Consider the following 26,056-nt stretch of genomic DNA (forward strand, 5'->3'; position numbering starts at 1 on the left):
AGCTCGACCCGCTTCGGGGAGACAATCTCGGCGCCATGCGTATTCCGACGCGCGGGATCGACCGGGGGTTTAGCATGGGCGCATGGCTGGGCGCCTGCGCACACGGCTCGAGCAGCTGGGTTTCCGGCTGCGCGAGCCCGTCGGCAACTTCGCCCTGCTCGGCCTGATCCGCGAGGCGCCGTTCGCGCTGCCGTCGGCCTATCTCGACCTGCTCCGGGCCACCAACGGCGGGGCCGGGAGCGTGCGCGGGCTGCCGGTGCCGGGTCTTGGCGCCATCTACCTGACTCCGGCCGAGCAGGTGCTCTCGGAGCACCGCGGCTGGGGCGTGGACGAGCACGCGCCGGATCAGCTCCTGTTCGCGACGGACGGAGAAGGCCGCTTCTACCTGTTTGACGACAGCCCCGCCGGTCGCGTGCGGATCTGCCGCAGCGCCGAGGTGCCGAACCCGGCGTCGTGGCAGGTCGCCTGCGAGAGCTTCGACGAGCTCGTCGCCGCGCTCGGGGCGCCGCCGGAGCCGGAGGCCCCGTGAATTCGAGCGCGCGTCAGAGGCACGGCCCGGGGTTGCACGAGCAGTAGTTGCCGGCGCAGTGGCCGCCCGCACAGGGACACTCCCCCGCCAGGCCGCAATTGGCCGTGCAGCTCACCGTTCCGCCGCACCCGTCCGACGCCGTGCCAGCGCACTGGCTCGAGGGGCAAGGATCGGGGTTCGGCACGCAGGCGGTACACACGTTGTTGGTACAGGTGCTCGGCGCGGTGCAGGTGCCGCAGTTGAGCGTTCCCCCGCAGCCGTTGGGGATGCTGCCGCAGTTCTTGCCTTGAGCGGCGCAGCTGGTCGGCGTGCAGCCGCAGACGTTGGCGGTGCCGCCGCCGCCGCAGGTGTTGGGGCTCGTGCAGGTGCCGCAGCTCAGGTTGCCGCCGCAGCCGTTGGAGATGGTGCCGCAGTTCTTGCCCTGGGCCGCGCAGCTGGTCGGCGTGCAGCCGCAGACGTTGGCGGTGCCACCGCCGCCGCAGGTGTTGGGGCTGGTGCAGCTGCCGCAGCTCAGGTTGCCGCCGCAGCCGTTGGGAATGCTGCCGCAATTCTTGCCTTGCGCGGAGCAGGTCGTGGCCGTGCAACCGCAGACGTTGGCGGTGCCGCCGCCGCCGCAGGTGTTGGGGCTGGTGCAAGTGCCGCAGCTCAGGTTGCCGCCGCAACCGTTGGGAATGCTGCCGCAGTTCTTGCCTTCGGCCGCGCAGCTGGTCGGCGTGCAACCGCAGACATTCGCCGTTCCGCCGCCGCCACAGGTGTCCGGGCTGGAGCAGCTGCCGCAGGAGAGCGTCTTGCCGCAGCCGTCGGAGATGGTGCCGCAGTTCTTGCCCGCGGCGGCGCACGACGTCGGCACGCAAGGGTTCGAGCCGCACTTGTTGGCGCCGCCGCCGCCGCACGACTGGCCGCTGGGGCAGGAGCCGCAGCTCACGGTGCCGCCACAGCCGTCGGAGATCGTGCCGCAGTCCGCGCCGACGTCCGCGCACTTGGTTGGCGTGCAGCCGCACTGGTTGTTGGTGCACACCTGCGGCAGCTGGCAGCTGCCGCACACGATGTTGTTGCCGCAGCCGTCGGAGATGGTGCCGCAGGCGGCGCCCTGCTGGGCGCAGGTCTTGGGCGTGCAGCCGCAGGCGTTGGCCGCGCCGCCGCCGCCGCACGTCTCCGGCGCCGTGCAGGTCCCGCAGTCGAGGACTTTGTCGCATCCGTCGGACACCGTTCCGCAGCTCGCCGCCAGATCGGCGCAGGTCTTCGGCAGGCAGGGCGTGGTCCCGCAGCGGTTCGGCCCGCTCCCGCCGCAGAACAGCCCCGGCTCGCACTCGCCGCAGTCGAGGCTGTCGCCGCAGCCGTCCGGGATGCTGCCGCACTCGGCGTTCGTGGCCTTGCAGCTCACGGGTACGCAGCCGCCGGCGTCGCCGCCGTCGGTGGAGATCTGCCCGTCCGTGCCCGCGTCGCCGCTCTGCCCGGCGTCGTTCTGCCCGCTCGGCGAGCCCTTGAGGTCGTCCAGGGACGAGAGGCTGCACGAGGCCGCGAGCACGGCGGCGAAAGTGGACGCGAGCGCTCCGAGCACGACGCGCTTCGACGACGAACCCATCCGGACATACTACGCCGCGGCGAGCACGTTGGCCAGTTGCTCAGCGCCGCAGTCGCCGCGCGCGCCGCGCGAACAGATCGCGCAGCGGCTTCACGTACGGTTGATCGGTGCGGATCACCACGTGATCGAGGCCGAGCTTCCGGAACAGCTTGACGTGCTCCGCGCGCATGGCGCGCATCTGGTGCGCGTAGTGAGCGCGCACCCGCGGGCTCGAGGTGTCCACCAGGACGCTCTCGCCGGTCTCGAAGTCCTCGAAGGTCGCCAGGCCCACGTCGGGGAGCTCCTCGTCGCGCGGATCGAGCAAGAGGCACGGGATCACGTCGTGCCGGGCCGCCGCCAGTGCCAGCGCGCGCTCGTAGCCGCTGGCGTAGAAGTCCGAGAGCACGAAGGCCACGCTGCGGCGGCGGGCCACGTTGTACAGCGTCTCGAGCGCGACCCCCAGATCCGTGCCGGTGCGCTCCGGCTTCGCGCCCAGGATCTCGCGCACCACGCGCATCACGTGCTTCTGCCCCTTCTTCGGCGGCACGATCTTCTCGATCTGGTCGCTGGTCAGGATCAGCCCCACGCGGTCGTTGTGTTTGATGGCGCTGAAGGCGCACAGCGCCGCCACCTCGGCCGCCAGTGCGGCCTTGCTGGAGCGCCGGGTGCCGAAGCTCTCGCTGGCCGATAGATCGACCACCAGCATCACGGTCATCTCGCGCTCTTCGACGAACACCTTGACGTAGGTGTCGTTCATGCGCGCGCTGACGTTCCAGTCGATGCTGCGCACGTCGTCGCCGGGCTGGTACTGGCGCACCTCGCGAAAGGCCAGGCCCTGGCCCTTGAACACCGAAGTGTAGTTCCCCGACAGCTGCTCGGTCGCGAGCCGGTTCGTCGTGATCTCGATCTTGCGCAGGGCCTTGATCAGCTCTTTGGGGATCATGGCGAGAGCTCCAGCTTGGCGCTCTCGTACTCGCGACGCAGGCGCGCGACCAGCTCGGCGGCGCTGGTCACTTCGTGGAGCACGCCGATGCCCTGGCCCGAGCCCCAGATGTCGCGCCAAGCCTTGGTGCGGCCGGACCCGAAGCTCATCTTCGAGGGGTCGCTCGGCGGCAAGGCGTCCGGGTCCAGGCCAGCGGCGGCGATGGACGAGCGCAGGTAGTTGCCGTGTACGCCGGTGAACAGGTTCGTGTAGACGATGTCCGCCGCCTTCGACTCGACGATGGCCTGCTTGTAGGAGTCCGGGGCGTTGGCCTCCCGCGTGGCGATGAACGCGGAGCCGACGTAGGCGAGGTCGGCGCCCAGGGCGCGAGCCGCGAGCACCGAGCGTCCGTTGGCGATGGCGCCCGCCAGCACCAGCGGGCCCTGCCAGAATTGTCGGATCTCCTGCACCAGCGCGAAGGGCGAGAGCGTGCCTGCGTGCCCGCCCGCCCCGGCGGCCACCGCGATCAGGCCGTCGGCGCCCTTCTCCAGCGCCTTCTTGGCGTGGGTGATGTGGATGATGTCGTGCAGCACGATGCCGCCGTAGTCGCGGACCGCGCGGTTCACGTCCTCGCGGGCGCCGAGCGAGGTGATCACGATGGGCACGCGGTGTTTCACGCACAGCTCGAGGTCGTGCGAGAGTCGATCGTTCGATTTGTGGACGATCTGGTTGACCGCGAACGGCGCGGAAGGCGCCTCCGGGTGCGCCGCGTCCCACTCCGCGAGCTCGCGCGTGATGCGGCCGAGCCACTCGTCCAAGAGCTCCGGCGGACGGGCGTTCAGAGCCGGAAAAGCGCCGACGATGCCGGCCTTGCACTGCGCGAGCACCAGCTCGGGCGTGGAGATGATGAAGAGCGGTGCGCCGATCACGGGCAGGGCGAGGCGGCCCTCGAGGAGCTTGGGGAGTGACATCGCGCGGGGAGGCAAGGCTAGCTGACGGGTCGGTCCGTATCGAATGGAATCGCAGCATGCGGAGGCCCCTCCGTCATCCCTCACTCGCAGGCGGCCGTGAAGTCATCCTTCGGCGCTGGGATGCGCGCCTTGCCGGTAGCGAAGAACGACTGCATGAAGCACGAGTATTGGTACTTCACGTCGTCGCGCCGCGAGTAGATGGCGTGGCCGTCGAGCGTCTCCCCGGGCAACGCCTTGGGCGCGAACTGAAGCACCGCACCGGTGTAGGCCGTCCCGCTCTCGCTCTTCAGGTTGTTCTCCAGCGGAAGCGACACGATGCCGTCGAGGTCGGCCAGCCCGAGGGCGTCCTGCATGCTCGTCCACTGGGCCTCGCCCGCCTGCGGGTGGCCGTAGGCGAGAGCCATGGCGTCGTAGGTCTCGGTGGCGAAGTACGAGTCCTGCGGCGCGCAGGGCTCGTAGATGGACCGCACCGGATGGCCTTCGAGCGGGCGCCGAGCGATGCGCCCCACGTACACGACGGGATCGGCGGCTTCGAGCGCCGCCGCGCCCAGGCCGATCACCGGGTGCACGAAGGACAGCGGCTCCGTCCCCGCCAGCACGAGCTTGATCAGCGCCGGGAACTTCCCGCCGGACAGCGGCGTGTGGAAGATGAAGTGCGTCCAGTGGCCACCGGCGCCCGTCGGAACCAGCGCGCGGAGCTGAGGTAGCGTGGCGCCGACGATGTTGGTGTACATGCCGCCCATCGACTGGCCGGTCACGCCGATCTTGTCCACGTCGAAGCGGAAGTGCGTCGCCCCGGCCGGCAGCGTCGGGCCGGTGCAGGCACCCAGGGCGCTCGGCGAGATCTCGAGCTTCTCCAGCGCCTCGAGGAACAGCCCGAGCTCGAGCGACCCCTGGCGGAAGGTGTCGCGGATCGCCGCCATGTTGTTGGCGTTGATGTAGGCCGTCTCGCTGGCTCCCGGGAGGCGCTCGGGGTTCAGCGGCATGGCCATGCCCGCCATGGCGAAGCCGCGCCCCGCGTACGGGAACGCTGGCCCGAGAGCCGGGCCCGGCTTGCCGTCGTCGGCGACCGGTCGAACCATCGCGATGCTGAAGCCACCGGAGCCGTGGATGTTGAGCAACAGGGGATAGCCCTTGGCCGGCATCTCCGACTTCGGCAGCACGATCTTGAAAGGAGCCTTCTCCTGGCGCTGCTCGACCGGCAGGCCAGATGCGCCGATGACGAAGCGCCCGTCGCTGTTGAACGGGGGTTTCCCGGTCTGAAACTGGGGGTATTCGACGCTCCCTGCGAGAATGCACAAGTCGGTGACCTCCGGGTCGTCGTAGATGGCAAGATCCGCCAGCGTCACGTCGTACTTGGCGACGACCTGGGTCGTCAGCTCGGCGAGCTCGCGTACCACGTCGCCGGTGGTGAACAGCGTCGCGGCGGCCACGTTGCCCGGGTCGATCTGGAGCGTGGCGAGCGTCTCCCAGAGCGGAGCGAAGGTGGTGTCGGCTCGCTTCTCGGCCTCGCCGGCGGGCGCGCGCTTGGCGAGGCGAGCCAAGACGGGGGGCACACCCAGCGGATTGCCGGCATCATCGTTCGCCGACCGCAGCACGACTGCGGCGTAGCTCGTATCGGGCCGGAGCACGAAGCCCGGCCGGGGCGCCACCGAGAGCAGGTGCTCGGGCACGTAAGGGTCCGCTGGCGTCGTCTGCGCGACGACGGGGAAGAGGCGGCCGCGTTCCGGCGAGCCCGGGTCCACGTCGAGCAACAAGATCGACGAGCCCGAGTCCGCGGCCACGACGTCGTCCAAGCTGCGCGGCGCGAGCGGGCCGTCGAAGCGGAAGTACACCACCGGAATGGTGGGAAATCCCCGCGCCTCGTGGGCGCTCTCCACGAAGCCGTCCACGATCCCCACCGCGTTGGGGTTCGGATAGCCCGTCACCTCCGGGTGGCCGTCGGCGTCCGTGCGCAAGTCGCTGGGGTAGGGCGCGTCGAAGAACTGAGCCGGATCGGACAGGTCGGCGCCGAGCTCGAACACGAGGCGCGTGCCCGGCTCGCCGGCCTCGGTTGCGGCGTCGTCTCCGCCGCAAGCGACCAAGAAGAGCGCCAGGAACGCCGGGGAGAGCCTCATCGATCCAGACGATAGCTCGCCTCGACCGGGTCCCGCCAGCGGGTCAGTCGTCGTCCGACGACACGATCGTCTCGAGATCAGCCAGATCGGACTTCGCCGACCGCAGCTTGCCGAAGGCCTCTTCGATGACCCGGCTCACCGTGGTCTTGTCGGCGCGCGGCGCCTGCAACAGCTCGCCGAGCAGGCGCTCGAGGTCCGCTTCCGCAGAAGCGACGTCGCGCTGGGCCCGCTCGATGCTGTTCAGGAGGAGTTCTTTGTTGCGCATCGCCGACCTCTCGCCCGACTCACACGGTCGGCAGGTTGTCCAAGTTGTTCTCGTTCGCGGCGTCGTTGGTGGTCACCAGGCCGGTGCCAGAGATGACACGGACGTACTTCCGTCGCTCCGCTTGCTTGACGTAGTAGCTGGACTTGTTGCCGTTGATGTCCTTGATGACGTCGGCTGTGCGCCGCGGTGACCACGGTTGTCCGGGGTTGCACAGCGCGACGATCTTTCCGGCGCGGTCCTTCTTCGTCATCCTGACTTGGCGATCCATGCTGTTTTCTCCAGGCAACGCGGCCAATGGCCGGCCTGCACTCACATCGGAGTGCGAAATCGATGTCGCTCGTGCTTCGACACCACGGGCTCCTTGGAAGCTCCGGAGTGAATGCGAGCCGGACTCTCGACCCGCAACATATACGCCTTGGAAGCGTTCGGCGCAACCCGCGCGCGCGTCACGATTGCATCAGCGGAGCCGGTTTCGACGACCGAATGCGGTCATTTGGAGGATGCGTCGGCTTTGCTCAGGCCACCGCAGGCTCTAGGCTGCCCGTGTGATGCGACGGTTCCGAAGGGTCTGCGTCTACTGCGGCTCGAGCAACTTGGTGGACGAGCGCTGGCGAGTGGTCGCGCGCGGCATGGCCGAGTGCCTGGCGCGACGCGGGATCGGCGTGGTGTTCGGCGGCGGCAGCATCGGCCTGATGGGCAGCCTGGCCGACGCGGCGCTCGCCGCTGGCGCCGAGGTCATCGGCGTGATCCCCAGGAAGCTCTTGGACCTCGAGCTCGGGCACCGAGGCGTGACCGAGCTCGTGGTGGTCGAGACGATGCACGAGCGCAAGCACCGCATGGCCGAGCTCAGCGACGCCTTCGTCGCGCTGCCCGGGGGCTGGGGCACGCTGGAGGAGATCTTCGAGGTGACGACCTGGACGCAGCTCGGCTACCACGAGAAGCCGGTGGGGTTGCTCAACGCCGACGGCTTCTACGACGGGCTCCTCGCCTTCCTCGACAGCGCCTGCGAGCTCGGCTTCATCCGCCCCCAACACCGGCCGATCCTGCAAGCTGCTCTGGACCCGGACGCGCTCCTCGAGCGGCTGGCGAAGGCCCCGCTGCCCCATCTCGATGGCGCTGTGCTGCGCGGTCCCGCGGGTCCGTGACTGTCGCACTAGCACCTGGCGACGCCGGCGTGCGAAGCTCCGTGCGGCCATGACCCGCCGCGGTGACCGAAGCACGCTCAAAGCCCGCGCCGCTCGAGCCGCGCTCAAAGCCCTCGGTGGTTGGCGCTTCGTCGGAGAGATCCCCGAGCCGCGGCGCGCGGTGTGCCTGGCGGTGCCCCACACCGACAACATGGACGGCCTGTTGCTCGTGCTCCTGGCGCAGTCGGCGGGGATGGCCATCTCGTGGATGGTCAAGGACGCCTGGGGAAAGCCGCCCGCGGGGTTGGTGGTCCGCGCCGTGGGTGGCGTACCGATCGACCGCTCCAAGGCCAACGGCATGGTGGGGCAGATGACCGAGGAGCTCGCGCGCCGGGAGGATTTCTACCTGGTCATTCCGCCGGAGGGCACGCGCAGCCGCACCGAGTACTGGAAGTCCGGCTTCTACCGCATCGCCCTCGGCGCCAAGGTCCCGGTGGTGCCGGGGTTCCTCGACTACCGTCACAAGGAGGGCGGCTTCGGTCCGCCCATCGAGTTGACGGGCGACGTGCGCGCCGACATGGACGTCATCCGCGCGTTCTACGAGAAGCAGCGCCCCGAGCCGCGGCACCCGGAGAAATTCGGTCCCATTCGGCTGCGTGAAGAAGCCGAATAGGGCGGCTCACTCTCCATCGCGGTGACGTCCACCACGTCGGCGTGGCCGCGGGTCTCGACCTCGATCTTGCCGAGCAGGGTTGCCACGGGGCCCGAGTCTACTTCCTCGCGGCGTTCACTCGCACGCCGCCAGCTCGCCCGCGGGCTTCGGGACTCGCGGCAGGCCAGCGGCGAGGCTCTCGAGAAAGCACTGGTATTGATGCTTCGGCGCCTCGGTCTGGAACACGACCTCGTGGCCGTCTTCGACTCCGTCCTCCGGGTGCTGCACGACGACCGCCGTGGCCTTGGGCTTGCCGCCGGCGCTCACGTTGCCGGCGGCCGGGAGCGCGATCTGAGCGCGACCGGAGAAGGCGATGACTTCCTCAAGGTGCGGCAGGTCGGCGAGCTCGGGCGTCGCGGCGTCGAGGGACTCGCCGGCGAGATCGAGCCCCAGCGAGAGGCTGGTCGCGTTGGCGATGCTCGGCATGATGTAGTGATCGACGATACCCTGGAGCAAGAGCACGTGTCGCGGCGCTCCCGCGGCGGGCTCGTGCACGACGGCCCGGCCGTACGCCGGCGGATCGGCGGGCTCGGCCGCCCATTGGAACAGCGAAAGCGCGGGGTCGCTCTCCGAGAGCGAGTGCTTACCGGCCACGCCCAGGAGCAGCTCGGCGAAGCCCTTCACCGGCACCGGCTTCTGCTTGTAGAGCACGTTCTCGATCCAGCTTCCACCGGCACCGCTCAGGATCCCCGCGCGGAACATCGGCTCAATCGCGAGCACCAGCGGTGCGATGGTCGCGCCCATGGAGTGGCCCATGAGCGCGAGCGCGTTCGCGTCGAGCTTGGCCGGCCCGCCGCTCGTGACCAGGTCCGGGCAGCTCGCGGCGTCGATCGCGAGCTTCGCGAGCACGCGGGCCTGGAGCGCGATCTCGGCGGCCGACTGGCGCACGTTGTCGCGCAGCGCCGCGGGGTTGGTCACGTTGAACATCAGGAACTGCTCGTCGCCACCGGTCACGTTGCGCAGGCCGCCGTGGGGGCCGTCGACGCTGACTCCGGCCCAGCCGGCGCGAGCGAACTGCAAGGCCGGGCCCGTCCCGGGGGCGATGGCCGCGCCGCCGGGCGTGGCCCGCACGCCGCGATCGACCAGCGGGCGATCGCCGCCGCCACCGGTACGGCTCATGATCACCACCGGGAAGCCCGCCGCCGGCATGGCCCGCCGGGGCAGCGTGACCACGATGCGAGCCGTCTCCTTTCCCTGCAAGAGCGGTGTCCCGTCCGGCGAGAGCTGCCACTCGCCGCCCTCCTCCTTGAAGGGCGGCGCGCCAGCCTGGAACACCGGCATCTCGAGCGTGCTCTCGAACACGCAGAAGTCCGGGAACACTTCCTTGGCCGCGAACGCCGCGACGCTCGGCGGCGGCGCCGCGAGCATCGCCTCTCGGACCGCGCCGAGGTCCCGCGTCGGGTCGTCGGTCGTGAACGCGGCGAGCCCGGCCAGCTCCGCCTTCGGGACGCCGAACGCGTCGAGCGCGCTGACCGCGGCCCGATGCTCGTCGAAGGCCGCCTCGCTCATGCCGTCCGGGAGCTCGTCGCGCAGGATGCGCTGGAGCGAAGTGGGCACGCCAAGCCGCGCGCCGCTCGTGTCTCGGACCTCCCGCGTGACGACGGCGGCGTAGCGCGTGTTGGCTCGGAGCGAGATGCCCTGGAGCGGCACGAGCGAGAGCAGGTTGGGAGCTGCGAAGGGTCCGGCGTCTTCCGCGAAGCGCACCCGGACCGGGAGCCGCCGCCCGCGGTCCGGGGAGGCGTCGTCGACGTCCATCAAGAAGACCCGAGCGTCGCCGGCGATGCTCTCCGCAAAGTCGCTCTCGACCTCGGGATCGAGCGCGCCGTCGAAGCTCAGGAAGATCCCGGCGGTGGTGCCGAAGCCGCGAGCGTCGCGCTCGAGGAGCGCGCGCAGCTTCTCCAGGAACACGGACGCCGTCGGGTTCGGGAACTCCGAAAGGAGCGGCCGCCCGTCGGGGCCCTGCCGGGTCGCGTCCGGGAACGGCGCCGAGAAGAATCCGCCGGCCAGCGTGTAGTCCGCGAGCACCCGCGTGCCGCCGCTGTCGCCGGGCTCGCGGTCGTCCGAGGGCGAGCACGCGCACGCGAGCGCTGCCACCAGCATGATCGAACCAGCCGTCGCCCCGCGCACGCTCCGAGCCTACCACGTGATAGGTTCGGTGCCCGTGGCGGAGTCCGAGAGCTACGCGCGGCTTCGAAGGGCGCTCGCCGGCGAGAGACTGCCGGCGGCGTTCGTGGACCTGGACGCGCTCGATCGCAATCTCGAGCGACACATGGCGCGCGTCGGCGCCCGACACAAGACCCTGCGCGTCGCCAGCAAGTCGGTGCGCGTCGTCGCCGTGTTGCGCCGCCTGCTCGGGCGAGGAAGCCCCACGCTCCGCGGGCTGATGTGCTTCGCCGCGCGCGAGGCCGAGTTCCTCGCCAAGGCGGGCTTCGACGACCTGCTCGTCGCTTACCCGGTCTGGCAAGAGAGCGATCTCGACGCGGCGGCTCGCCTGGCTCGGGAGGGGAAGATCATCCGCCTGGCGGCCGATTGTCGCGAGGGCGTCGAACGCGTGGCGCGCCGCGCGAACGAGCACGGCGTGACGCTGGGGGTAGTGCTGTGTGTGGACATGAGCCTGCGCGGGCTCGGCGGTCGCGTACACCTGGGCGTGCGCCGCTCACCGCTCCACAGCCCGGACCAGGTGCTCGCGCTGGCGAGGTACGTCCGCGACAGTCGGGGCGTTCGCCTCGACGGCCTGCTCGCCTACGAGGCGCAGATCGCCGGCCTCGGCGACGACAGCCCGTTCGAGCCGTGGCAGAACCCGCTGAAGGGCGCCATCCGTCGCGTCTCCGCGCGCGAGATCGCGGGGCGGCGCCGCGCCATGGTCGAAGCGCTGGAACGGGACGGGTTCAGCCTGCCGCTCGTGAACGGCGGCGGCACCGGCTCCCTCGACACCACCCTGGAGGAGAGCAGCGTGACCGAGGTCACCGCTGGCTCCGGCTTCTTCAAGCCGCACCTGTTCGACTACTACAAGAGCCGACACGTGCGCTCCCTCGAACCGGCGAGCTTCTTCGCGCTCGAGGTCACGCGCAGGCCCGCGCCGGACATGGTGACCTGTCTCGGCGGCGGCTACGTCGCGTCGGGCGCTCCCGGACCCGACAAGGTGCCGCTCCCGTGGCTGCCGCGCGGCCTCGCGCTCTTGCCCCACGAGATGTGCGGCGAGGTGCAGACGCCGCTCGCGCTCGGGCCCGGAGTCCAGGTCGCTCTCGGCGACCCCATCGTATTTCGTCCCGCCAAGGCCGGCGAGCCGTTCGAGCGCTTCACGGAAGTGCTGCTGCTCTCCGGCGACCGAGTCGTGGATCGCGTGCCGACCTACCGCGGCGAAGGTTTGTGCTTCTTCTGACGGCGCTACTGCGCGCAGCAGGCGGGAACGTAGTTGCCCACGCCGTAGCCGGGCAGCTGCTTGCATCCGCCGGGCATGGTGCTGCCGAGGGTGCACGCGCGACCGACCGCGCCCAAGCCCTTCTGCGTACACAGCGCATCGAACCCCGAGTAGCGCGTGCAGCCCGCTGGGCAACAGAAGTTGTTCGTGTGCTTCCACAGGCAACCCGCGATGTCGGGACCCGGGTATTCGCTCCCGACCGGCGTCCCGCTGCAGGTGACGGAGAAGCGCGGACCTCCGCAGCTCGGCTTGCCACAGGTCGAGCAATCGCTCCCGTTCGGCGTGCAGCCCGCGCTCGGCGACAGCGAGGGGCTCTTCAGCGTCGGACAGCTGGCCGTGCACGCCGCGCACGAGCCGCTCTGGCAGGTCGTGTCTCCCGTGCAAGTTCCGCAGAGGGCGCCGCAGCCATCGGAGCCGCAGCTCTTGCCCGTGCAGTTGGGTGTGCAGGCGGGGTAGCAGCCGGAGGTGTCGTGGAAGCAGCCGGCGCTGCACTTCAGCGTTCCCGCCTGGTTGTAGAGCGAGCAGGTCGCCCCGCCGAGATCGGCCCCGTCGCACTGCTCGAAGCCGTTCTTCTTGCCGTCCCCGCAGATGGCGCTCGCCCCGCCGGTCCCTCCGCTGCCGCCGAAGCCCCCGCTGCCGCCGGTTGCTCCGCTGCCACCAGTCGCTCCGCTGCCACCGGTCGCTCCGCTGCCACCGGTCGCTCCGCTGCCGCCGAAGCCCCCGCTGCCACCGGTTGCTCCGCTGCCAGCGGTTGCCCCGCTACCACCGGTTGCCCCGCTACCACCGGTTGCCCCGCTGCCGCTGGCGCCCCCGCTGCCGCTGGCGCCCCCGCTGCCGCTGGCGCCCCCGCTGCCGCTGGCGCCTCCGCCGCCGCTGGCGCCTCCGCCACCGCTGGCGCCGCTGGCGCCCCCGCTCGAGGCATCTGCCCCGGCGTCCGGGAGCGCACCACCGGAGCTGCCCGAGCCGCTACAGGCCAGAGCGGCCAGCACGGCGAGCCAGGCAAGGGGCTTTCGTAGATCCATGCCGCGACTCCTACGCTCGCCGAGGGCAAAAGTTCCCCGCTCACCTCCACACGAATCAGCTATTTTCCGGCGAATGGTCGCTGAGCCCAAGCCCGAGTGGATCGAACGGATCGAGGCCGAGCACGCGCAGCTCAGGCAGCTCCTGGAGGCGCTCGAGGCGAAGCTCGGCGCCGACGAGTCGAGCCCCGTCGCCTGGGGCGCCAGCGTGTGTGAGACCCTCGATGCCATCATCCCGGTGCTCGAGCGGCACTTCGCGCGCGAGGAGGCGGCGATCGCTCCGGACGCCGCCGCCAGCGTCTTCCCCAAGCTCGCGAAGAACCTCGGGATCCTGAACCGGCACCACCCCCGCCTGCTGGCCGCCTTTCGTGACGCCGCCGGGCTGCTCGGAACGCCCGACCTCGACGCGGAGAAGGTGGAGGAGGTAACGCGGCGCGTTCGTGCCAGCATCGAGGCCATGCGCGACCACGAGCGGGCCGAGGCGGAGCTGTTCGATCTGGTCGAGCTCCCAGAGTGAGCAGCTGCGCGTGGGCTCGGACATGAGCCGCGATACCCCGCTCCCCGACCGGCTCGTGATCTTCGACGGGGTCTGCGGGCTCTGCGATCGGACGGTTCAGTTCCTGCTCGACCACGACACCGACCGTTCGCTCTACTTCACCACGATGAAGGGCACGACGGCGGCCCGCGTGCGCGCGCGGCACCCCGAGCTCGAGGGCGTCGACAGCATCGCGTTCGTCGAGCGGAGCGGCGACTCGGAGAGAGTCTACCTGCGCTCCAGAGCGGTCTTCCGCATCGCGACCTACCTCGATCCCGGCGTCCGTTGGCTGCGAGTTTTCGGTGTCGTCCCCGAGCGCGTGGCGGATCTAGGCTACGACCTGGTCGCGTCGCTCCGTTATCGGCTCTTCGGCAAGCTCGAGGCCTGCCGCGTCCCGGACCCCTCGGTGCGCGAGCGCTTCCTCGGTTGACGTCAGCAGATGCTCGAAGAGCCCGTCGCCGCGGTGGCCACCGAGTCGGCCGAGCCGTATGCCTGTCCCAGCTGGCCGAGCATCGCGAGCCAGGCGTTGCCCGAGGCCGCCAAGGCTTCGAAGATGCCGCCTGCCGCTCCCGCAGCCGCGTTGCACGCGAAGTCGTTCCAGTTGGTCGGATCCGAGCTGGGAGTGCCGCCCGCGATCACCACGGTGGCGGCGATGAGCTTCTTGGCCTTGGTGAGCTCCAGCGAGAGCCAGGTCCCGCCCACCGTGCCGAGCGCGCCGCCGTAGCTGGCGATGGCGGCGAAGCGCTCGATGGCCTCGATGGCCAGGTTCGCCTCGGCCTCGTACTGCTGGATGTCGATGCCCTCGCCGCCGCCGTCCTCGAGCACGCCGAGCAGCGAGCCGGTCTTCGGCTCGACGTACCAGAACGCCACCGGCGTACCGGCGGCCGGCACGATGCGGTGAGCGTTGGTGTAGCCCGCCATCGCCACGCGCCAGCGCTCGTCGAGCGCCGGAGCGATGCCGGGCACGGCCGCCGAGATGTCCTGGAATGGCTCGAGCAGGGCCAGCGGCTTGCCGGCCAGCGCGCTCCTGGTGTTGGTCGGGAAGAGCTTCTCTTCGATCAGGGCGATGCGCGCGGTGGCCTCCAGACCTGCGACCAGCGCTTCGCGGCCTCCCGCGACCGCGGCACGGTGCGCGCCGAGCGGGATCACGTCCACGCGCTTCTGCACGCGTTTCGCGTCGAGCGGTGCGAGGTTGAACAGCACCGCGCGCAGCCCGGTCGGGAACAGCAGGCCGCCCGCAGGATTCGACAGCGGCGAGTGCAGCGCGAAGCACGCCGCCGCGTGGGAGGGCGGCGTCTTCAGCAAGGCCTCGTAGATCGCGGGTGTGTCGCCGGCCTTGGCGGCCTTCCACAGCGGCTCTAGGCCCAGCCGGGCCGTGATCAGGTCGTCCAGCACCACGGCCGCGGTCGGTGGCGCACCCTCGAAACGCACCTCGGTCACGCCGATGAGCGAGTGCTCGACCTGGTCGAAGAGGGACGCGGGGGTGCCCGGCAAGATCTCACGCACGCCGGAGACCACGCGCGTCACTTCGTCGTCACCGAGCTTCAGCGTGAGCAAGATGCCGCCGATCCGCACCGGGGGGACCAGCTCGGTGGCGGGCGGCACGTCGTAAGTCCCGCTGCCCGAGACGCTGCCCCCCGTCAGGCTCACCTTCACGTTGCGCTTGGCGGGACCCTGGGCCGGAGCGTCGTAGCGCAGGAGGTACGAGCTCTGCTGTCGCGCCTTCACGTACGCCAGCGTCTGCGTGCTGGCGGCGCTCTGGTCGGCCACCGAGAACACCGCACCGCCGGTGAGCTTGGCCATCTGGTCCAGCGTGGCCTGGGCAAAGCTGCCAACCTTCAAGAACACCGCCGGCGGTGCCTCCCCCAGCGCCGCCAATAGCTCGTCGTCCGGCGTGTCGGTCGCGTCGCCGTCGGTGATGAAGACGATGACCGAGGAGCCCATGCCGGCGGCCTCCGAGAGCGCGAGCCACAGGTCGGAGCCGAGCCCAGACTGCGCCAGGGCCGCGTCGTACACGTCCTGGGCGCTGCCCGACCAGACGCCCGCATTGGGGCTACCGCCGACGGTGTGGATGCGGAAGCTCGCTCCCGGCTCGCTGGCGAGCACGCTGGTCGCGATGTCCTTCAGCAGCGTGGCGGCTGGCACGCCCTGGAACTCCGCCGGCAGGCTCGTCGACTTGTCGAGCACGAACAGAACGCGGGGCGGCGGTGACTTGTTCTCGAGCAAGTTGAACGCCGGCGCAGCTCCTTCCTCTTCGAGCACGAAGGCGGAGGCGGGCAGGCCCTGCACGCTGGCGCCGCCCGCGTCCAAGGCCGAGACCCGGACCGACACCTGGGCGAAGCGCGTGGCGTTGGGCGCGGCCGTGATGCTCTTCACGCTCCCGAGCTTCTGCGCATCGGCGGGCGTGGTGTCGAGCTCGGTGCCGTTGAACGTGACCTTGCCCGCGTAGTCCACGACCAGCACGTCGCCCGAGCGGGTCAGCGCCGAGCCCGCATAGGTGTGCGCTTCGCGCTCGGCGTCGCTCATGTCGGGGCCGCGCAGCGCCAAGGTCGGGATGAAAGAGCGGAGGTTCTCCAGCTTCTCCGGCAGCACCTGAGAGATGTCCTCGGGCGGGACCATGAACACGTAGAGCGAGCGTCCGATCACGTCCTCGAAGGCGAGCTCGGCGCTCACCAGCGGCACGGGAGTCTTCGGGGCGGCCGTGGTCACGACCGAGAGCGTGGCGCTGAGCTTGGGCAGCGCCTTGGCCTCGGCGATGTTGCCGGGCTGGTTGGGCGTGCCGGAGTCACCGAAGGCGATCCCTGGCAGCACCACGTTACAGAGCTTGGTCTGCCCGGCGACCTCGACGGCGACCACGGGCATGCCGAAGGGTTGATCGAAGGAGAAGGGCGCTACCGCCAGGGTCGCGGGCAGCTTCGCCAGGATCTCCGCTGCGAGCGCCTTGGCCTGTGCGCCGTCGGCGTCGAGCTGCACGACGGGTGCCGGTTTGGTCTGACCCAGGAGCTCGAGCCAGCGGGAGACCTCCGCGTCCGTGGCTGCGGGAGAGAACGGGCGCTCGACGGTGCGCAGCAGCACCTTCTTCACCCAGTCGGGGTCGGCAGGCATGCTGGCGAGCCTCACCTGCGCGGGAAACCCGGCCTTGGTGAACAGCTCTGCAAGCAGCTCCGCCTTGTCGCGCGCCGTGCCGGTGCCCGAGCGCAGCGTGCCGCGCGACCCCCAGGCGCGCTCCACGTAGCTGCCGAAGTCCTCGGGCTGCGACGGCAGCGTCGCGATGCGGTCCCGCACGAGCGCGAAGATTGCCTCAGCGTCCTTCCCTGCGACCAGACGCTCGGCCTCCGCGATCAGATGATCGGGGCTCTTGCGGAGCGCGCTCTGGATCTCGCGCCAGACACCGAACGGCACGTCGGGTCCGGTGCCGCCGGTGCCGCCGGTGCCGCCGATGCCGCCGGTGCCGCCGCCGCCTTCGTCATCTCCACCGCAAGCGGCGGCGAGCAGAGCGAGCTGGAGGAACACGCGACGATTGAGGTCGAGCTTCATGGGTTCGAGAGAGGTAGTACGAACGTTCGCGTTCGCATCTCCCCTCGGGATGAAATCGCAGTGATCCTGGGCCAATGCGCCGACACTTTCGTGCGGCCAGCCAGCCGATCGGCGCCCGTCAGAGCGACGACACGCGCGTCATCAGCCGACCGCACAGGTCCGAGCCGGTGTCTCGCGCCCGTTCCAGCGTGAGCCCCTGGCGAAACAGCTCCGCCGAGGTGGTCTCGTCGCCAGTGACCAGATGACAGATGCCGAGCAGCTCGTAGTCCTGCGGCTCGGCGTGCTGCGACACCAGCTCGGTGAGCGGTGCGATGGCGGAACGGTGAGCCTCGATCAACTTCTCGCTCTTCGGACCGCTGTGCTTGGCGAGGATCAGGAGCTTGAGCGCTTGGCGCTGATCCTCGGGGCGGTTGGCGCGGAACTCGGGCAGCTCGAAGAGTGCCCGGTAGGCGTCGTTCGCACCGTCCGCGTCGCCGCTGCGAGCGAGGGTGACCGCTTCCTTGACCCGAGCGACCAGGATGTCTTTGCTCATGACGTGGAGGAGACTAACACGGCGCTCGGGTCAGCTCGCGCCGAACAGCGCCTTCACCCCGGGCCTGCCCATGACGATGAACGTGAAGACGCCGAGCAAGGTCCCGAGCGGCACACTCGTGCACATCAGGGCGGAAGCGACGAAGATGAGCAGGCGCCGCTTGCGGTTGCGCAGGCCCGAGGCCGCGAGGAAGTGGATGACGAAGAGCGCCGCCATGAAGATCCCCACGATCACGCCCATCACGAGGGTCGCGCCCGCCGCCACCGCCGCGCCCGTCGGATCGGCGCCGCTGCTGGTCGCGCTCACGCCGAAGATGCCGCCCAGCAACACGAAGTAACCGATGACGCCCAGGGTGCTGCAACCGAGCAGAGCGCTCCAGACGTAGTGCAGAACCGAGAGCAGATTGAGGTCGCTCTCGTCCTTGGCGCTCGGGGCGTACGGATTGCCAGGGAAGGGGCCGGGGTGCATTGCGCAAGAGCATACCCGACTCGAGGGACGTGTCGTGCAGTCGTCGCCGCGGCTCACGCGGGGCTTGCCCGAGCACGAGGAATGGCTCGACGACGAGAAGTACTGGGCGATGTGACGCTGGCGCGTCGTTGCCCTCAGAATCCAGGGTTGTCCACCAGGAACGCCTCCTCCGCGGGCGTCGTCTTCCGGCTCAGGATCGCGTTCCGGTGCGGGAAACGTCCGAACTTCGCCACGACCTCGACGTGGCGTCGTGCGTAGTCGCGGGCGAACTCGAAGAACCCCAAGTTCTGCGGGCTTCTCGTGCGTGCGCGCTCGACGAGCGCCTCGAACTTGGCGAGCATGTACTCCTGGATCGTCGAGCTCTCGACGTGCATCAGGGGCACGTAGAGGAACATGCGGCGCACCGTCGGAAGCGCCTCGTCGTGCTCGTATTCGCGGATTGCTGCCAGCGAGACCGCGAGGGCGAGCGGGTCGTGGGAGTACATGCGCGGGGTGTCGCGGTACATGTTCCGGGGCAGCTGATCGAGCAGGATGACGAGGGCGAGCAGGCCGTACGGCGCGCTCCGATAGGCTGCCATCACGTCGTCCAGGCGCCGGCCGTCCGCGGTGGTCTCGCGCAAGAGCGGCTCGAATCGGGTCCTGATGTCCGCGTCGGTCGCCGGGTCCTTCCCGTACCAGCGTCGATAGCAGGTGCGGAATGGCTCCGCGGCGCGGTCCAACGGGGCAGCGTCGTCGAGCGTGGAGAACCAGTACTGGAGGATCGTCGCGGCGTGTTGCAGCTCGTTCGGCTTCGTCGTCATCACCACGAAGACGGCGGCGCCGATCGAAGGACGCAGGAATTCGATCCGCTCCGACCGCGCAGGTGGTGCCTCCTGCAACCTCGCGGTTGGCAGTCGGCGAAGACGCGAGTGCTCCGAGTGCCAACCGTAGGTAGCGAGGCGCCAACCGCGGCTTGGCAGAAGTCAGCGGGGAATTCCGCTGCTACCCTCACACACATCATGCAACGAGGTGTGCTCGGGCTCTGCGCGATCGTTCTCTTCTCCAGCTTCGCGTCCAGCGCGCGAGCGGCGGACAAGTGGACCACCCCGCACCCCGGAGTGCGCCATCTGTATCGGACCAGCAGCACGCCGTGGCGGATCTTCGCGCTCGAGATCGATCTCTGCGCGCAGGGCGTGAGCCTCCGCGCGACTCAGTCGAGCGAGCGCAAGCGGACGGTGTCGAGCTTCGCCAAGCTGGTCGGCGCCGAGGCGGCCGTGAACGGAGACTTCTTCTCGTTCTCGACCTACGGCACGAGCGGCCTCGCGATGGGCAAGGGCGTGAAATGGTCGGACACCGCCGACGGCACCAGCGAGGGGTTCGTGGCGTTCGGCCCCGACCGGCACCTGCTGTCGCCGCTGAAGAGCGTCGTCAACCCGCCCGCGAGCTGGATGCGCGAGGTCGTGAGCGGCAAGCCCCAGGTGGTGACCGACGGCGTCGCTCAGGCCACGAACCCGACCGAGTTCTGCAGCACGCGCCACCCGCGAACGGCCGCTGGCATCAGCAAGGACGGGCGCAAGCTGATCCTCGCGGTGGTGGACGGTCGCACCAGCATCAGCGTGGGCATGCGCTGCACCGAGCTCGGCAGCCTGATGAAGGGACTCGGAGCCTGGAACGCGCTCAACCTGGACGGCGGCGGTTCGAGCGCGATGTACGTGTCCGGAGCCGGAACGGTGAACGACCCCTCGGACGGCGTGGAGCGCGTCGTCGCCAACCACCTGGGCGTCTTCGCAACCGGGAGCGGCGAGCCGGGCTCCTGCGATCGGACCTGGGAAGAGTCGGCGCTGGACGCGTTGGACTCGAGCACGACGACGGACGTGAACGGCGACGGGCGAGCCGACCTGTGTGCGCGCGGCGGCGCCGGCGTGACTTGCTCGCTCTCGACGGGATCGGCCTTCGCCGCCCCGATCAGCGGGCCGGCGCTCTCGGACGCCAGCGGCTGGAACGACGAGAGCAACTGGAGCACCCTCCGCATGGGGGACATCGACGGAGACGGCCTCGCCGACCTCTGCGCGCGAGCCAACGACGGTGTCCACTGCTGGCTCTCCGACGGTAAAGGTTTCCCGACCAAGGTCAGCGGTCCCGCGCTCGCCGACGCCCAAGGCTGGAACGGCGCCCAGTACTACGGGACCTTGCGCCTGGCGGACGTCACCGGCGACGGCAAGGACGATCTGTGCGCGCGCTCCAGCGCCGACTTCCGCTGCTACCCGTCCACCGGCACGGGCTTCGGTGCGCCAATCGTCACGACGGCGCTCTCCGACGCCAACGGCTTCGACGAGCCGAGCCAGTACGGGACCCTGCGCATGGGCGACATCGACGGAGACGGTCGGGTGGACGTCTGCGCGCGGGCCGCGGCCGGAATGCGATGCTATCGCTCGCAGGCGAGCGGATTCGCAGCGGCGATCGACGGCCCGGCCTGGAGCGACGCTTCGGGTTGGGGGTTCGTCGGGTACTGGAGCACGATTCGTCTCGTGGACGTCGACGCGGACGGCAAGGCGGATCTCTGCGCGCGTGGCGCGAAGGGCCTGGTCTGTCACCTGTCGAACGGCAACGGCTTCGGCGCCGCAGTGACCGGTCCGGCGTGGAGCGACGACAGCGGCTGGTCGCGCCACAAGCACTACTCGACGCTGCGCTTCGCCGATCTCGACGGTGACGGAGATCTCGACGTCTGCGCGCGCGCGGCCAAGGGCATCGTGTGCGCGCCCTGGGAGGGCTCCGGCTTCGGCGCCGCTATCGACGGCCCGGCGCTCTCGGACGCGGCGGGCTTCGGCGCGCTCCGCTTCTACCAGACCATCCGGATGCTGGACCTGAACTCGGACGGCAAGGCCGATCTCTGCGCGCGGGCGAGCGCCGGCATGCGCTGCTACCTGTCGAGCGGCAACGCCTTCGGCGCCGAGATCGTGGGTCCCGCGTGGGCCGACGCCACGAACTGGGACGAGCCCCGCTACTTCTCGACCATCCGCGGAGCGGGCCCGCTGGGTGGTCCGGGTGGAAGTGGTGGCACCGGCGGTACGGGCGGCGCGTCGGGAAACGGTGGAGTCAGCAGCGGTGGCGTTGCGGGTCTTGCTGGAGGTGGCGGCTCGAGCGGTGCGCCCGGCGCGGCAGGGACTACGGCCAGCGGCGGCGCGAGCTCGTCCGGCGGCGGCGCGAGCTCGTCCGGCGGCGGCGCTGGGGAGAGCGGTTCGGGCGGCGCAGAGCCGCAGGCTGGCAGCGACGAGGGCGGCGGCTGCGGCTGCCGTACCGGGACCGGGAGCTCACCGCTCGCGGCCTTCGGCGCGCTCGGGCTCCTCGCGCTGGCCCTGCGACGGCGGTCGTCGGCGCTTCGCCCGGGTCAGTCGGCGCGCAGCACGAAGTGCTCGAGCTCGAGGTCGTAGTAGCGGTCGGTACGCCCGAGATGCTTCATGCCGAGCCGGCGGGCGACGGCCTGGGAGCGCTGGTTGGGCGACTCCACGACGGCGTGCAGCTCGCGCAGGTTCAGCTGGGTGAACCCGCGTTGGACGAGCGCGCGGCCCGCCTCGGTGGCGAAGCCTCTCCCCCAGTGCCGGCGCGCCAGGTGCCAGCCGATCTCGATGTCCGTGCCGAGAGCGCCGTTCGTGCCCGAGGTGGGGAGTGGCTTGAGCAGGACGGCTCCGACCAGCTCCCCGCTGCTCTTGTCGAACAGCGGCCACGAGCCGAGCCCGTGGCGGAGCCTGGCGTTGCGCGACGCGACCTCCAGCAGCCGTGTGCGCATCTCGTCCAGCGTCTGCGCGGGCCCGGTGCCGATGTAGCGGACCACCTCGGGGTCGCCATAAATGGCGAATGCGCCCTCGAGGTGCAACTCGGGATCCCACTCGTGCGCGACCAGTCGCTCGGTTTCGAACGCATCCACGCTCCGGACGCTACCGCGCCGGCGTCAGTCGTCAACCGAGGTCGCTTCGCTCGAAGGCGACACGATCGACGTGCGTGCGCTGAAGGCCCCCATCCACTCTGTGGGCACGGGCGCCAGCCGCGGAGGCGGCAAAACGGCTGCGTTGACGGGAGCGGTGACTCGCCGTGGGCGTTCGCGGTAACGTCTCGACGTGGCCAGGACGCGCGTGATCGGTGCCTTCGCGGCGACGATCGCCGTCTCGGTCGCGGGACTCACGGCCTGCAAGCAGAAGGACACGAGCCAGAGCCCCATCGGTTCTGCGCCCCTGAAGCCCAGCGCGCTCCCGAGCGCCAGCTCGTCCGCACCTGCCGAGTGGACTTTGCCGAGCGTGAAGTCGGAGGAGCGGGACGAAGCTCCGGATGCGCCCCACGTGGACGGCGGCGCGTTCAAGGCCGGCACGCTCAGCGACATCGGGCCGGCCGGGCCCGCCAGCGCGAGCCGCTTCGGTGTCGTGATGATCAGCAAGCGTGACGAGGTGGTGCTGGCTCCGCCCGGGAAGACCAAGGGCTCGTTCAAGGGCATCACCCTGGTCGCGAGCTCGTTCGCCGAGAAGGCGCCGCCCCCCGCCATCGCCGGCGAATACGCGTACTTCGTCTCCAACGGCAAGCTGGCGCGGCGTCGCGTCCCCACGCTGGGGCCAGTGGAGGTGCTGGGCGACGCGCGGGACCACACCCGGGTCGCAGCGCTGCCGGCGACGGAGAGTCGTCCCGCTGCCGCCGCTTTCATCGTCAACCCGGACAAGCCCACGGGGAGCGCCACGGCCATGCTCTGGGTCGAGGGTGGAGACATCGTGCGGCTCTCACCCGACGGAACGGGCGCGAGTAGCGTGTCCATGGCCGAGAGCGGGGGCGAGGTCCTCGTCGCGGTCCTCGACGGGCGCACCGGCATGACGCCGGTCCACGTGCGCAAGGTTCAGTTCGTGGACAAGCGGCCAGCGCTCGGAGAGAACGTCGTCGCCTGGGTGGCGGGGCCGGCGCAGCCCACGACCGAGCTCACGCTGCTCGCGACCGACAAGGACGCCTGGATCTTCTCGCCGCTCGAGCGGGAGACGACGCGCTTCGGTCTCGCCGCGGTGCACATCGGCGGCACACCGAAGATGGGCTCGCCGGTCGAGTGGCGCATGTACCCGAACGGAGTCGATCCGGCGCCGGTGGCAGCCGTGCACGCCTGCGGTCGGGAGCTCCTAGTCTACACGCGACCGTCCACGGAGGCACCCGGCGCCGAGCAGGAGCTGCACCTGGCCGCGAGCGGCGACTCCGGTCTCGAAAGCTCGGACGTCCTGGCGAAGGCCCCGGGCATCCAAGCGCTCACGGCGAGCGGAGACGCGGACTCGCTCCTGGTCGTGTACGGCCATAGCTCGCGCACCTGGGCACTGAGCGTGCCGTGTCCGCACCCACCGAAGAGCAAGTGACCTCAGTCGGCAACGGGCCCGGCGCCGACCCACACGGTCCGCTCCGTAGGCTCCGTGCCTGGCGCAGGACAGGGTCTGAGCACGTATCGCTTGCAGGTGAGCTCGCAGGAGTCGCACTCGAACGGTGTCGTCAGGGCCGGCGGGCCCCCGTCGGCGTTCTCTTCGTACGCGGTGAGCCCCGCGCGGAGCAAGCCGCTGCAGCGAGGGCACAGTAGGCGCTCGCGCTGCTCAGAACCTGACATCCAACCTCACTGCGGGTGCGCGCACGCCGTCGGCGGCCGCGGCAACCGACACGGTGGCCTCCGCTGGACCGAGCACACGTCTCGGGCTCGCGAATCCCCATACGGCGAAAGTCACTCCTGCGAGCTGGGCGGTCCCGGCCATCACCAGCGCCCACGGGTTGCCCGAGTCCAGCGTGAGCCACGGTCCCGCTAGTGGGATCGCCAGCCGACCGGAGTCCTCTCCGAAGCTCTGGGCGACGGCTCCTCCCACGCATACGGCGTAGCTCCCGCCGAACAACACTCCGCCCGCGCGGACCGCGCGCCACTCCGGCTCCGACCGCGCTTCCGCCGAGGCCTGGCTGGCTTCGGGGATCGGAGCACCCGTCAGGTCGGCGACCACCAGCGTCAGCGGGAGCAGCAGGCCCGGCGTCACGCCCGAAGGGTACCAGCTGGGGCGGCGCTGTCGACGTCAGGTAGCGCGCAACTGCTCGTTGCGCCGAGCCGATGAGGGACCATGTCGGTCTCACCCGCGTCGCGCGAGCCACGAATTCGAAGCCACGATCCACAGACGCCTGAAGGCCCAGTGGTCCCTGCCCGGGGCCGCGCGGGGTCTCCGTCGGCCTCCTCACCAGCTCGAGACGGAACCGTCGGGAGCTTGGTCGCCCGTGTTTCCAAGCCGAAACAGGTGGCCCCGTCCGAATCCGTCGCTCGCCGCAGGCTGGATCGGTTCATGGCCGAGACCGCTGGGCCCTATCGGATCGGTGGCGAGACCGTCAGCGTCGCCCCCCACTTCCGTATGACGGGCGGGTATGGGCCATCGCGCGAAGTCGCCTTACGCCGCATCGAACACGCCCTCGGCCCCGACGACTTCCGGAAGCTCGCCTTCGTCGCGGGACGGGTGACCTCGGGCAAGGGCACTCCCAACGAAGTCCGCACGCTCACTCAGGCCCTCATCGATCGAGGAGCAGCTGGGGCGTTCGTCACAGGTTCCGAGGAAGCCGCGATTAGGAAGATGATGTGGGAGCACGGGATCGGCATGGACTGCTCCGGGTACGTCTTCCAGGCGTTCTTGAGCGTGCGTGCAAACGCAGCGGGAACGCCGGCGTCTCCGAGCACGTATTCCGTCGGGTCGCTCGAACGTCATCAGCTGCCGTCCCCCGGCCTTCGCAGAGTGCTGCCTTCCGAGGCCCGGGCCGGGGATCTGTTCATCCTCTCCGGCAACCCTGGTCACAAGACCATCGTCCACTCGAATCGCGAGGTGGTCACTACGGACCGGAAGCTGAACGTGAGCGGCCGCGTCATCCCCGAGACGTTCCTGCGCGCTGGCTTTCCCGACGGGTATCCTGCCACGCTGCGTGTCTTCGAGGTGGACTCGTCGTGGGGTGCAGGCGAGGCGGGGCACCCGGAGGCGGGCGTGAAGCGCGAGCTGTGGGTGCAGAACCAAGCCAACGGTCTGTGGGGCTACTGGAACAACGACGGCGCCTTCCGCGTCAGCGCGGGCCCCTACGACCATGCGATTGACGGCGTCTATCGCGGAAAGGACGAGCCCTGATGGCACCGCTTCGAGTCATCCTCACGTTGGTGGCTGCCACGCTGATCCTCGCCCCGAACGCGGCCTGGGCCAGGCCCACTCCCGCGCCGGGGCACGAGCTTTCCACCGTGAGCCTCGCGGTCCGCCACGCGACGTCGGCAGCTCCCTGGGCCTCGCCGACCGCCGAGCACCCACTCGGAACCGTCTTGGTTGCCTCCCTGGACGAGCCCCTGCGCACGAGCTCCCTCGACCCACCTTCCCGCGAGCGCATCCCTACCGTCCGCGAGATCGACGTCGCCCGTGGTGACATCATGGCTACGCAGCGGCTTGCGAAGAGCGTCACCGGATACGGCCTTCGTATCGCTGCCACTCCGCGCGGCGCCATCGTGATCTCCGGCGGCTCGGACGAAGACTACTCGCCGGCACGAATCTGGATCCTGGATCGAAGACTTCGCGTCAAGACATCGCTGGCGTTGGGTCGCGACGCAACCGACGGCAACGCCAGCGCCGACGGCGACACGGCCGTCTTGGGTTACCGCTTCTGGACGACGATCAACGGCGAACAGCGGCACCGGGAGGGAGTCGAAACCTTCAGCCTGTCGAGCGGGGCCCGCCTTGGGCGGACGGCGTTCGACCAGGGGCCGATGCCTCCGCGCGGCGAACGCTGGTCGCAGGTCGTTGCCAGCGGGTCGCGCGTCTACCTGCTCTCGCGGGGGGCCGGCATCGACGTGTACGCGTTCGCACCCAGCCTTCGCCGCCTTTTCGCGCAGTACCACCGCAAGATGTCGGACGAGTTCCGATGGGATGGACACGCCGCGCTCGTCGTCGGCATGCGCGGTGTGGTCGTTGCGGGTGACGACTGGGCCACGCACCTGTCCCGGGATCTCTCCCGGGAGGCACTCGTCGCCGCTTGGCCCGAGGAAGGGCTCGGCAACGACCGCGTGCAGCCGGCCCAGGGCAGCGCGGACGGGGCGACGGGGAGGTTGCTCCTCGACACGGGGTTCGTCGCCCCGACCCTGACGTCGCTACCGGAGCGCGTCGCCCAGTTCAGCCGCGAACCGTACTGTCCGCGTGGTACGTGCGAGGACGCCGTGCGCCCCTACTTCGACGACGAGCCCGTCGCGGCGTTCTGGCTCGCCGGTCGCGCGACGATCGTGACACGGGGCACTGCACTCCGGATCGTGGTCGTCGATCCCTGACTGACCTCCGGCCACCGCGGCCCCGTCGGGGCTTC

General features: G+C 70.2%; 24 protein-coding genes. 10 read left to right on the forward strand and 14 right to left on the reverse strand.

Going from position 1 to position 26,056, the window contains the following annotated elements; all coding sequences use genetic code 11:
• Positions 1 to 82: 82 nt before the first annotated feature.
• Positions 83 to 529, forward strand: coding sequence for an SMI1/KNR4 family protein (locus HS104_34725; protein MBE7485110.1), 447 nt, complete (start codon positions 83 to 85; stop codon positions 527 to 529).
• A gap of 13 nt (positions 530 to 542) precedes the next feature.
• On the opposite strand, the gene HS104_34730 is transcribed toward HS104_34725, so the two are convergent.
• From HS104_34730 to HS104_34755, 6 genes are all read right to left on the reverse strand, one after another.
• The gene (locus HS104_34730) at positions 543 to 2,114 is read right to left on the reverse strand and encodes a hypothetical protein (GenBank protein ID MBE7485111.1); all 1,572 of its coding nucleotides are present in this window, start codon (positions 2,112 to 2,114) and stop codon (positions 543 to 545) included.
• 40 nt (positions 2,115 to 2,154) lie between these two features.
• Positions 2,155 to 3,036: a DUF58 domain-containing protein gene (locus HS104_34735; GenBank protein MBE7485112.1), complete on the reverse strand. Its 882-nt coding sequence runs from the start codon at positions 3,034 to 3,036 to the stop codon at positions 2,155 to 2,157.
• On the reverse strand, positions 3,033 to 3,986 hold the full coding sequence (locus HS104_34740) for a nitronate monooxygenase (protein ID MBE7485113.1): 954 nt from the start codon (positions 3,984 to 3,986) through the stop codon (positions 3,033 to 3,035). The genes HS104_34735 and HS104_34740 overlap by 4 nt, the downstream gene beginning before the upstream one ends.
• Positions 3,987 to 4,066: 80 nt before the next feature.
• Positions 4,067 to 6,103: a hypothetical protein gene (locus tag HS104_34745; protein MBE7485114.1), complete on the reverse strand. Its 2,037-nt coding sequence runs from the start codon at positions 6,101 to 6,103 to the stop codon at positions 4,067 to 4,069.
• Between the two features lie 43 nt (positions 6,104 to 6,146).
• On the reverse strand, positions 6,147 to 6,368 hold the full coding sequence (locus tag HS104_34750; GenBank protein MBE7485115.1) for a hypothetical protein: 222 nt from the start codon (positions 6,366 to 6,368) through the stop codon (positions 6,147 to 6,149).
• A gap of 19 nt (positions 6,369 to 6,387) precedes the next feature.
• On the reverse strand, positions 6,388 to 6,636 hold the full coding sequence (locus HS104_34755) for a DUF3892 domain-containing protein (GenBank protein ID MBE7485116.1): 249 nt from the start codon (positions 6,634 to 6,636) through the stop codon (positions 6,388 to 6,390).
• Positions 6,637 to 6,916: 280 nt separating this feature from the next.
• On the opposite strand from HS104_34755, the gene HS104_34760 reads away from it, so the two are divergent.
• Both HS104_34760 and HS104_34765 read left to right on the forward strand, forming a co-directional pair.
• Positions 6,917 to 7,513, forward strand: coding sequence for a TIGR00730 family Rossman fold protein (locus HS104_34760; GenBank protein MBE7485117.1), 597 nt, complete (start codon positions 6,917 to 6,919; stop codon positions 7,511 to 7,513).
• 49 nt (positions 7,514 to 7,562) lie between these two features.
• Entirely contained in the window at positions 7,563 to 8,165 is a 603-nt protein-coding gene (locus HS104_34765) for a 1-acyl-sn-glycerol-3-phosphate acyltransferase (protein ID MBE7485118.1), read from the forward strand.
• A 114-nt stretch (positions 8,166 to 8,279) separates the two neighbouring features.
• Here the strand turns inward: HS104_34765 and HS104_34770 are convergent, their stop codons facing one another.
• Positions 8,280 to 10,331 carry a hypothetical protein gene (locus HS104_34770; GenBank protein MBE7485119.1) on the reverse strand — a complete coding sequence of 684 codons (2,052 nt, stop codon included), beginning with the start codon at positions 10,329 to 10,331 and terminating at the stop codon, positions 8,280 to 8,282.
• Positions 10,332 to 10,365: 34 nt separating this feature from the next.
• On the opposite strand from HS104_34770, the gene HS104_34775 reads away from it, so the two are divergent.
• Positions 10,366 to 11,586, forward strand: a complete 1,221-nt coding sequence (locus tag HS104_34775) for an alanine racemase (protein MBE7485120.1) — start codon at positions 10,366 to 10,368, stop codon at positions 11,584 to 11,586.
• Between the two features lie 5 nt (positions 11,587 to 11,591).
• Here the strand turns inward: HS104_34775 and HS104_34780 are convergent, their stop codons facing one another.
• Positions 11,592 to 12,647, reverse strand: coding sequence for a hypothetical protein (locus HS104_34780; protein ID MBE7485121.1), 1,056 nt, complete (start codon positions 12,645 to 12,647; stop codon positions 11,592 to 11,594).
• A gap of 73 nt (positions 12,648 to 12,720) precedes the next feature.
• On the opposite strand from HS104_34780, the gene HS104_34785 reads away from it, so the two are divergent.
• Together HS104_34785 and HS104_34790 are read left to right on the forward strand one after the other, a co-directional pair.
• On the forward strand, positions 12,721 to 13,161 hold the full coding sequence (locus HS104_34785) for a hemerythrin domain-containing protein (protein MBE7485122.1): 441 nt from the start codon (positions 12,721 to 12,723) through the stop codon (positions 13,159 to 13,161).
• Between the two features lie 22 nt (positions 13,162 to 13,183).
• Positions 13,184 to 13,609: a DUF393 domain-containing protein gene (locus tag HS104_34790; GenBank protein ID MBE7485123.1), complete on the forward strand. Its 426-nt coding sequence runs from the start codon at positions 13,184 to 13,186 to the stop codon at positions 13,607 to 13,609.
• A 2-nt stretch (positions 13,610 to 13,611) separates the two neighbouring features.
• Here HS104_34790 and HS104_34795 read toward each other — a convergent pair whose 3' ends face one another.
• From HS104_34795 to HS104_34810, 4 genes are all read right to left on the reverse strand, one after another.
• Positions 13,612 to 16,716 (reverse strand): VWA domain-containing protein, encoded by a 3,105-nt coding sequence (locus HS104_34795; protein ID MBE7485124.1) that lies wholly within the window; start codon positions 16,714 to 16,716, stop codon positions 13,612 to 13,614.
• A 118-nt stretch (positions 16,717 to 16,834) separates the two neighbouring features.
• Positions 16,835 to 17,248 (reverse strand): hypothetical protein, encoded by a 414-nt coding sequence (locus HS104_34800; GenBank protein MBE7485125.1) that lies wholly within the window; start codon positions 17,246 to 17,248, stop codon positions 16,835 to 16,837.
• Positions 17,249 to 17,278: 30 nt separating this feature from the next.
• Positions 17,279 to 17,716, reverse strand: a complete 438-nt coding sequence (locus HS104_34805; protein ID MBE7485126.1) for a hypothetical protein — start codon at positions 17,714 to 17,716, stop codon at positions 17,279 to 17,281.
• A 134-nt stretch (positions 17,717 to 17,850) separates the two neighbouring features.
• The gene (locus tag HS104_34810; protein ID MBE7485127.1) at positions 17,851 to 18,516 is read right to left on the reverse strand and encodes a DUF924 domain-containing protein; all 666 of its coding nucleotides are present in this window, start codon (positions 18,514 to 18,516) and stop codon (positions 17,851 to 17,853) included.
• A 198-nt stretch (positions 18,517 to 18,714) separates the two neighbouring features.
• Between HS104_34810 and HS104_34815 the strand changes: the two genes are divergently transcribed.
• Complete coding sequence (locus tag HS104_34815; protein MBE7485128.1) at positions 18,715 to 21,126, forward strand: phosphodiester glycosidase family protein; 2,412 nt, start codon at positions 18,715 to 18,717, stop codon at positions 21,124 to 21,126.
• On the opposite strand, the gene HS104_34820 is transcribed toward HS104_34815, so the two are convergent.
• Positions 21,084 to 21,620, reverse strand: coding sequence for a GNAT family N-acetyltransferase (locus tag HS104_34820; GenBank protein MBE7485129.1), 537 nt, complete (start codon positions 21,618 to 21,620; stop codon positions 21,084 to 21,086). The two genes, HS104_34815 and HS104_34820, sit on opposite strands and share 43 nt — an antisense overlap.
• A gap of 190 nt (positions 21,621 to 21,810) precedes the next feature.
• Between HS104_34820 and HS104_34825 the strand changes: the two genes are divergently transcribed.
• The gene (locus tag HS104_34825) at positions 21,811 to 23,070 is read left to right on the forward strand and encodes a hypothetical protein (protein MBE7485130.1); all 1,260 of its coding nucleotides are present in this window, start codon (positions 21,811 to 21,813) and stop codon (positions 23,068 to 23,070) included.
• Between the two features lie 228 nt (positions 23,071 to 23,298).
• On the opposite strand, the gene HS104_34830 is transcribed toward HS104_34825, so the two are convergent.
• Positions 23,299 to 23,724, reverse strand: a complete 426-nt coding sequence (locus HS104_34830; protein ID MBE7485131.1) for a hypothetical protein — start codon at positions 23,722 to 23,724, stop codon at positions 23,299 to 23,301.
• Positions 23,725 to 24,021: 297 nt separating this feature from the next.
• Here HS104_34830 and HS104_34835 point away from each other — a divergent pair, with 297 nt between their 5' ends.
• On the forward strand, positions 24,022 to 24,843 hold the full coding sequence (locus tag HS104_34835) for a hypothetical protein (GenBank protein ID MBE7485132.1): 822 nt from the start codon (positions 24,022 to 24,024) through the stop codon (positions 24,841 to 24,843).
• Positions 24,843 to 26,021, forward strand: a complete 1,179-nt coding sequence (locus tag HS104_34840; protein MBE7485133.1) for a hypothetical protein — start codon at positions 24,843 to 24,845, stop codon at positions 26,019 to 26,021. Before HS104_34835 ends, HS104_34840 begins: the two co-directional genes overlap by 1 nt.
• Positions 26,022 to 26,056: the final 35 nt, after the last annotated feature.

It is taken from the genome of Polyangiaceae bacterium (genome assembly GCA_015075635.1).
Lineage (GTDB): Bacteria > Myxococcota_A > Polyangia > Polyangiales > Polyangiaceae > JADJKB01.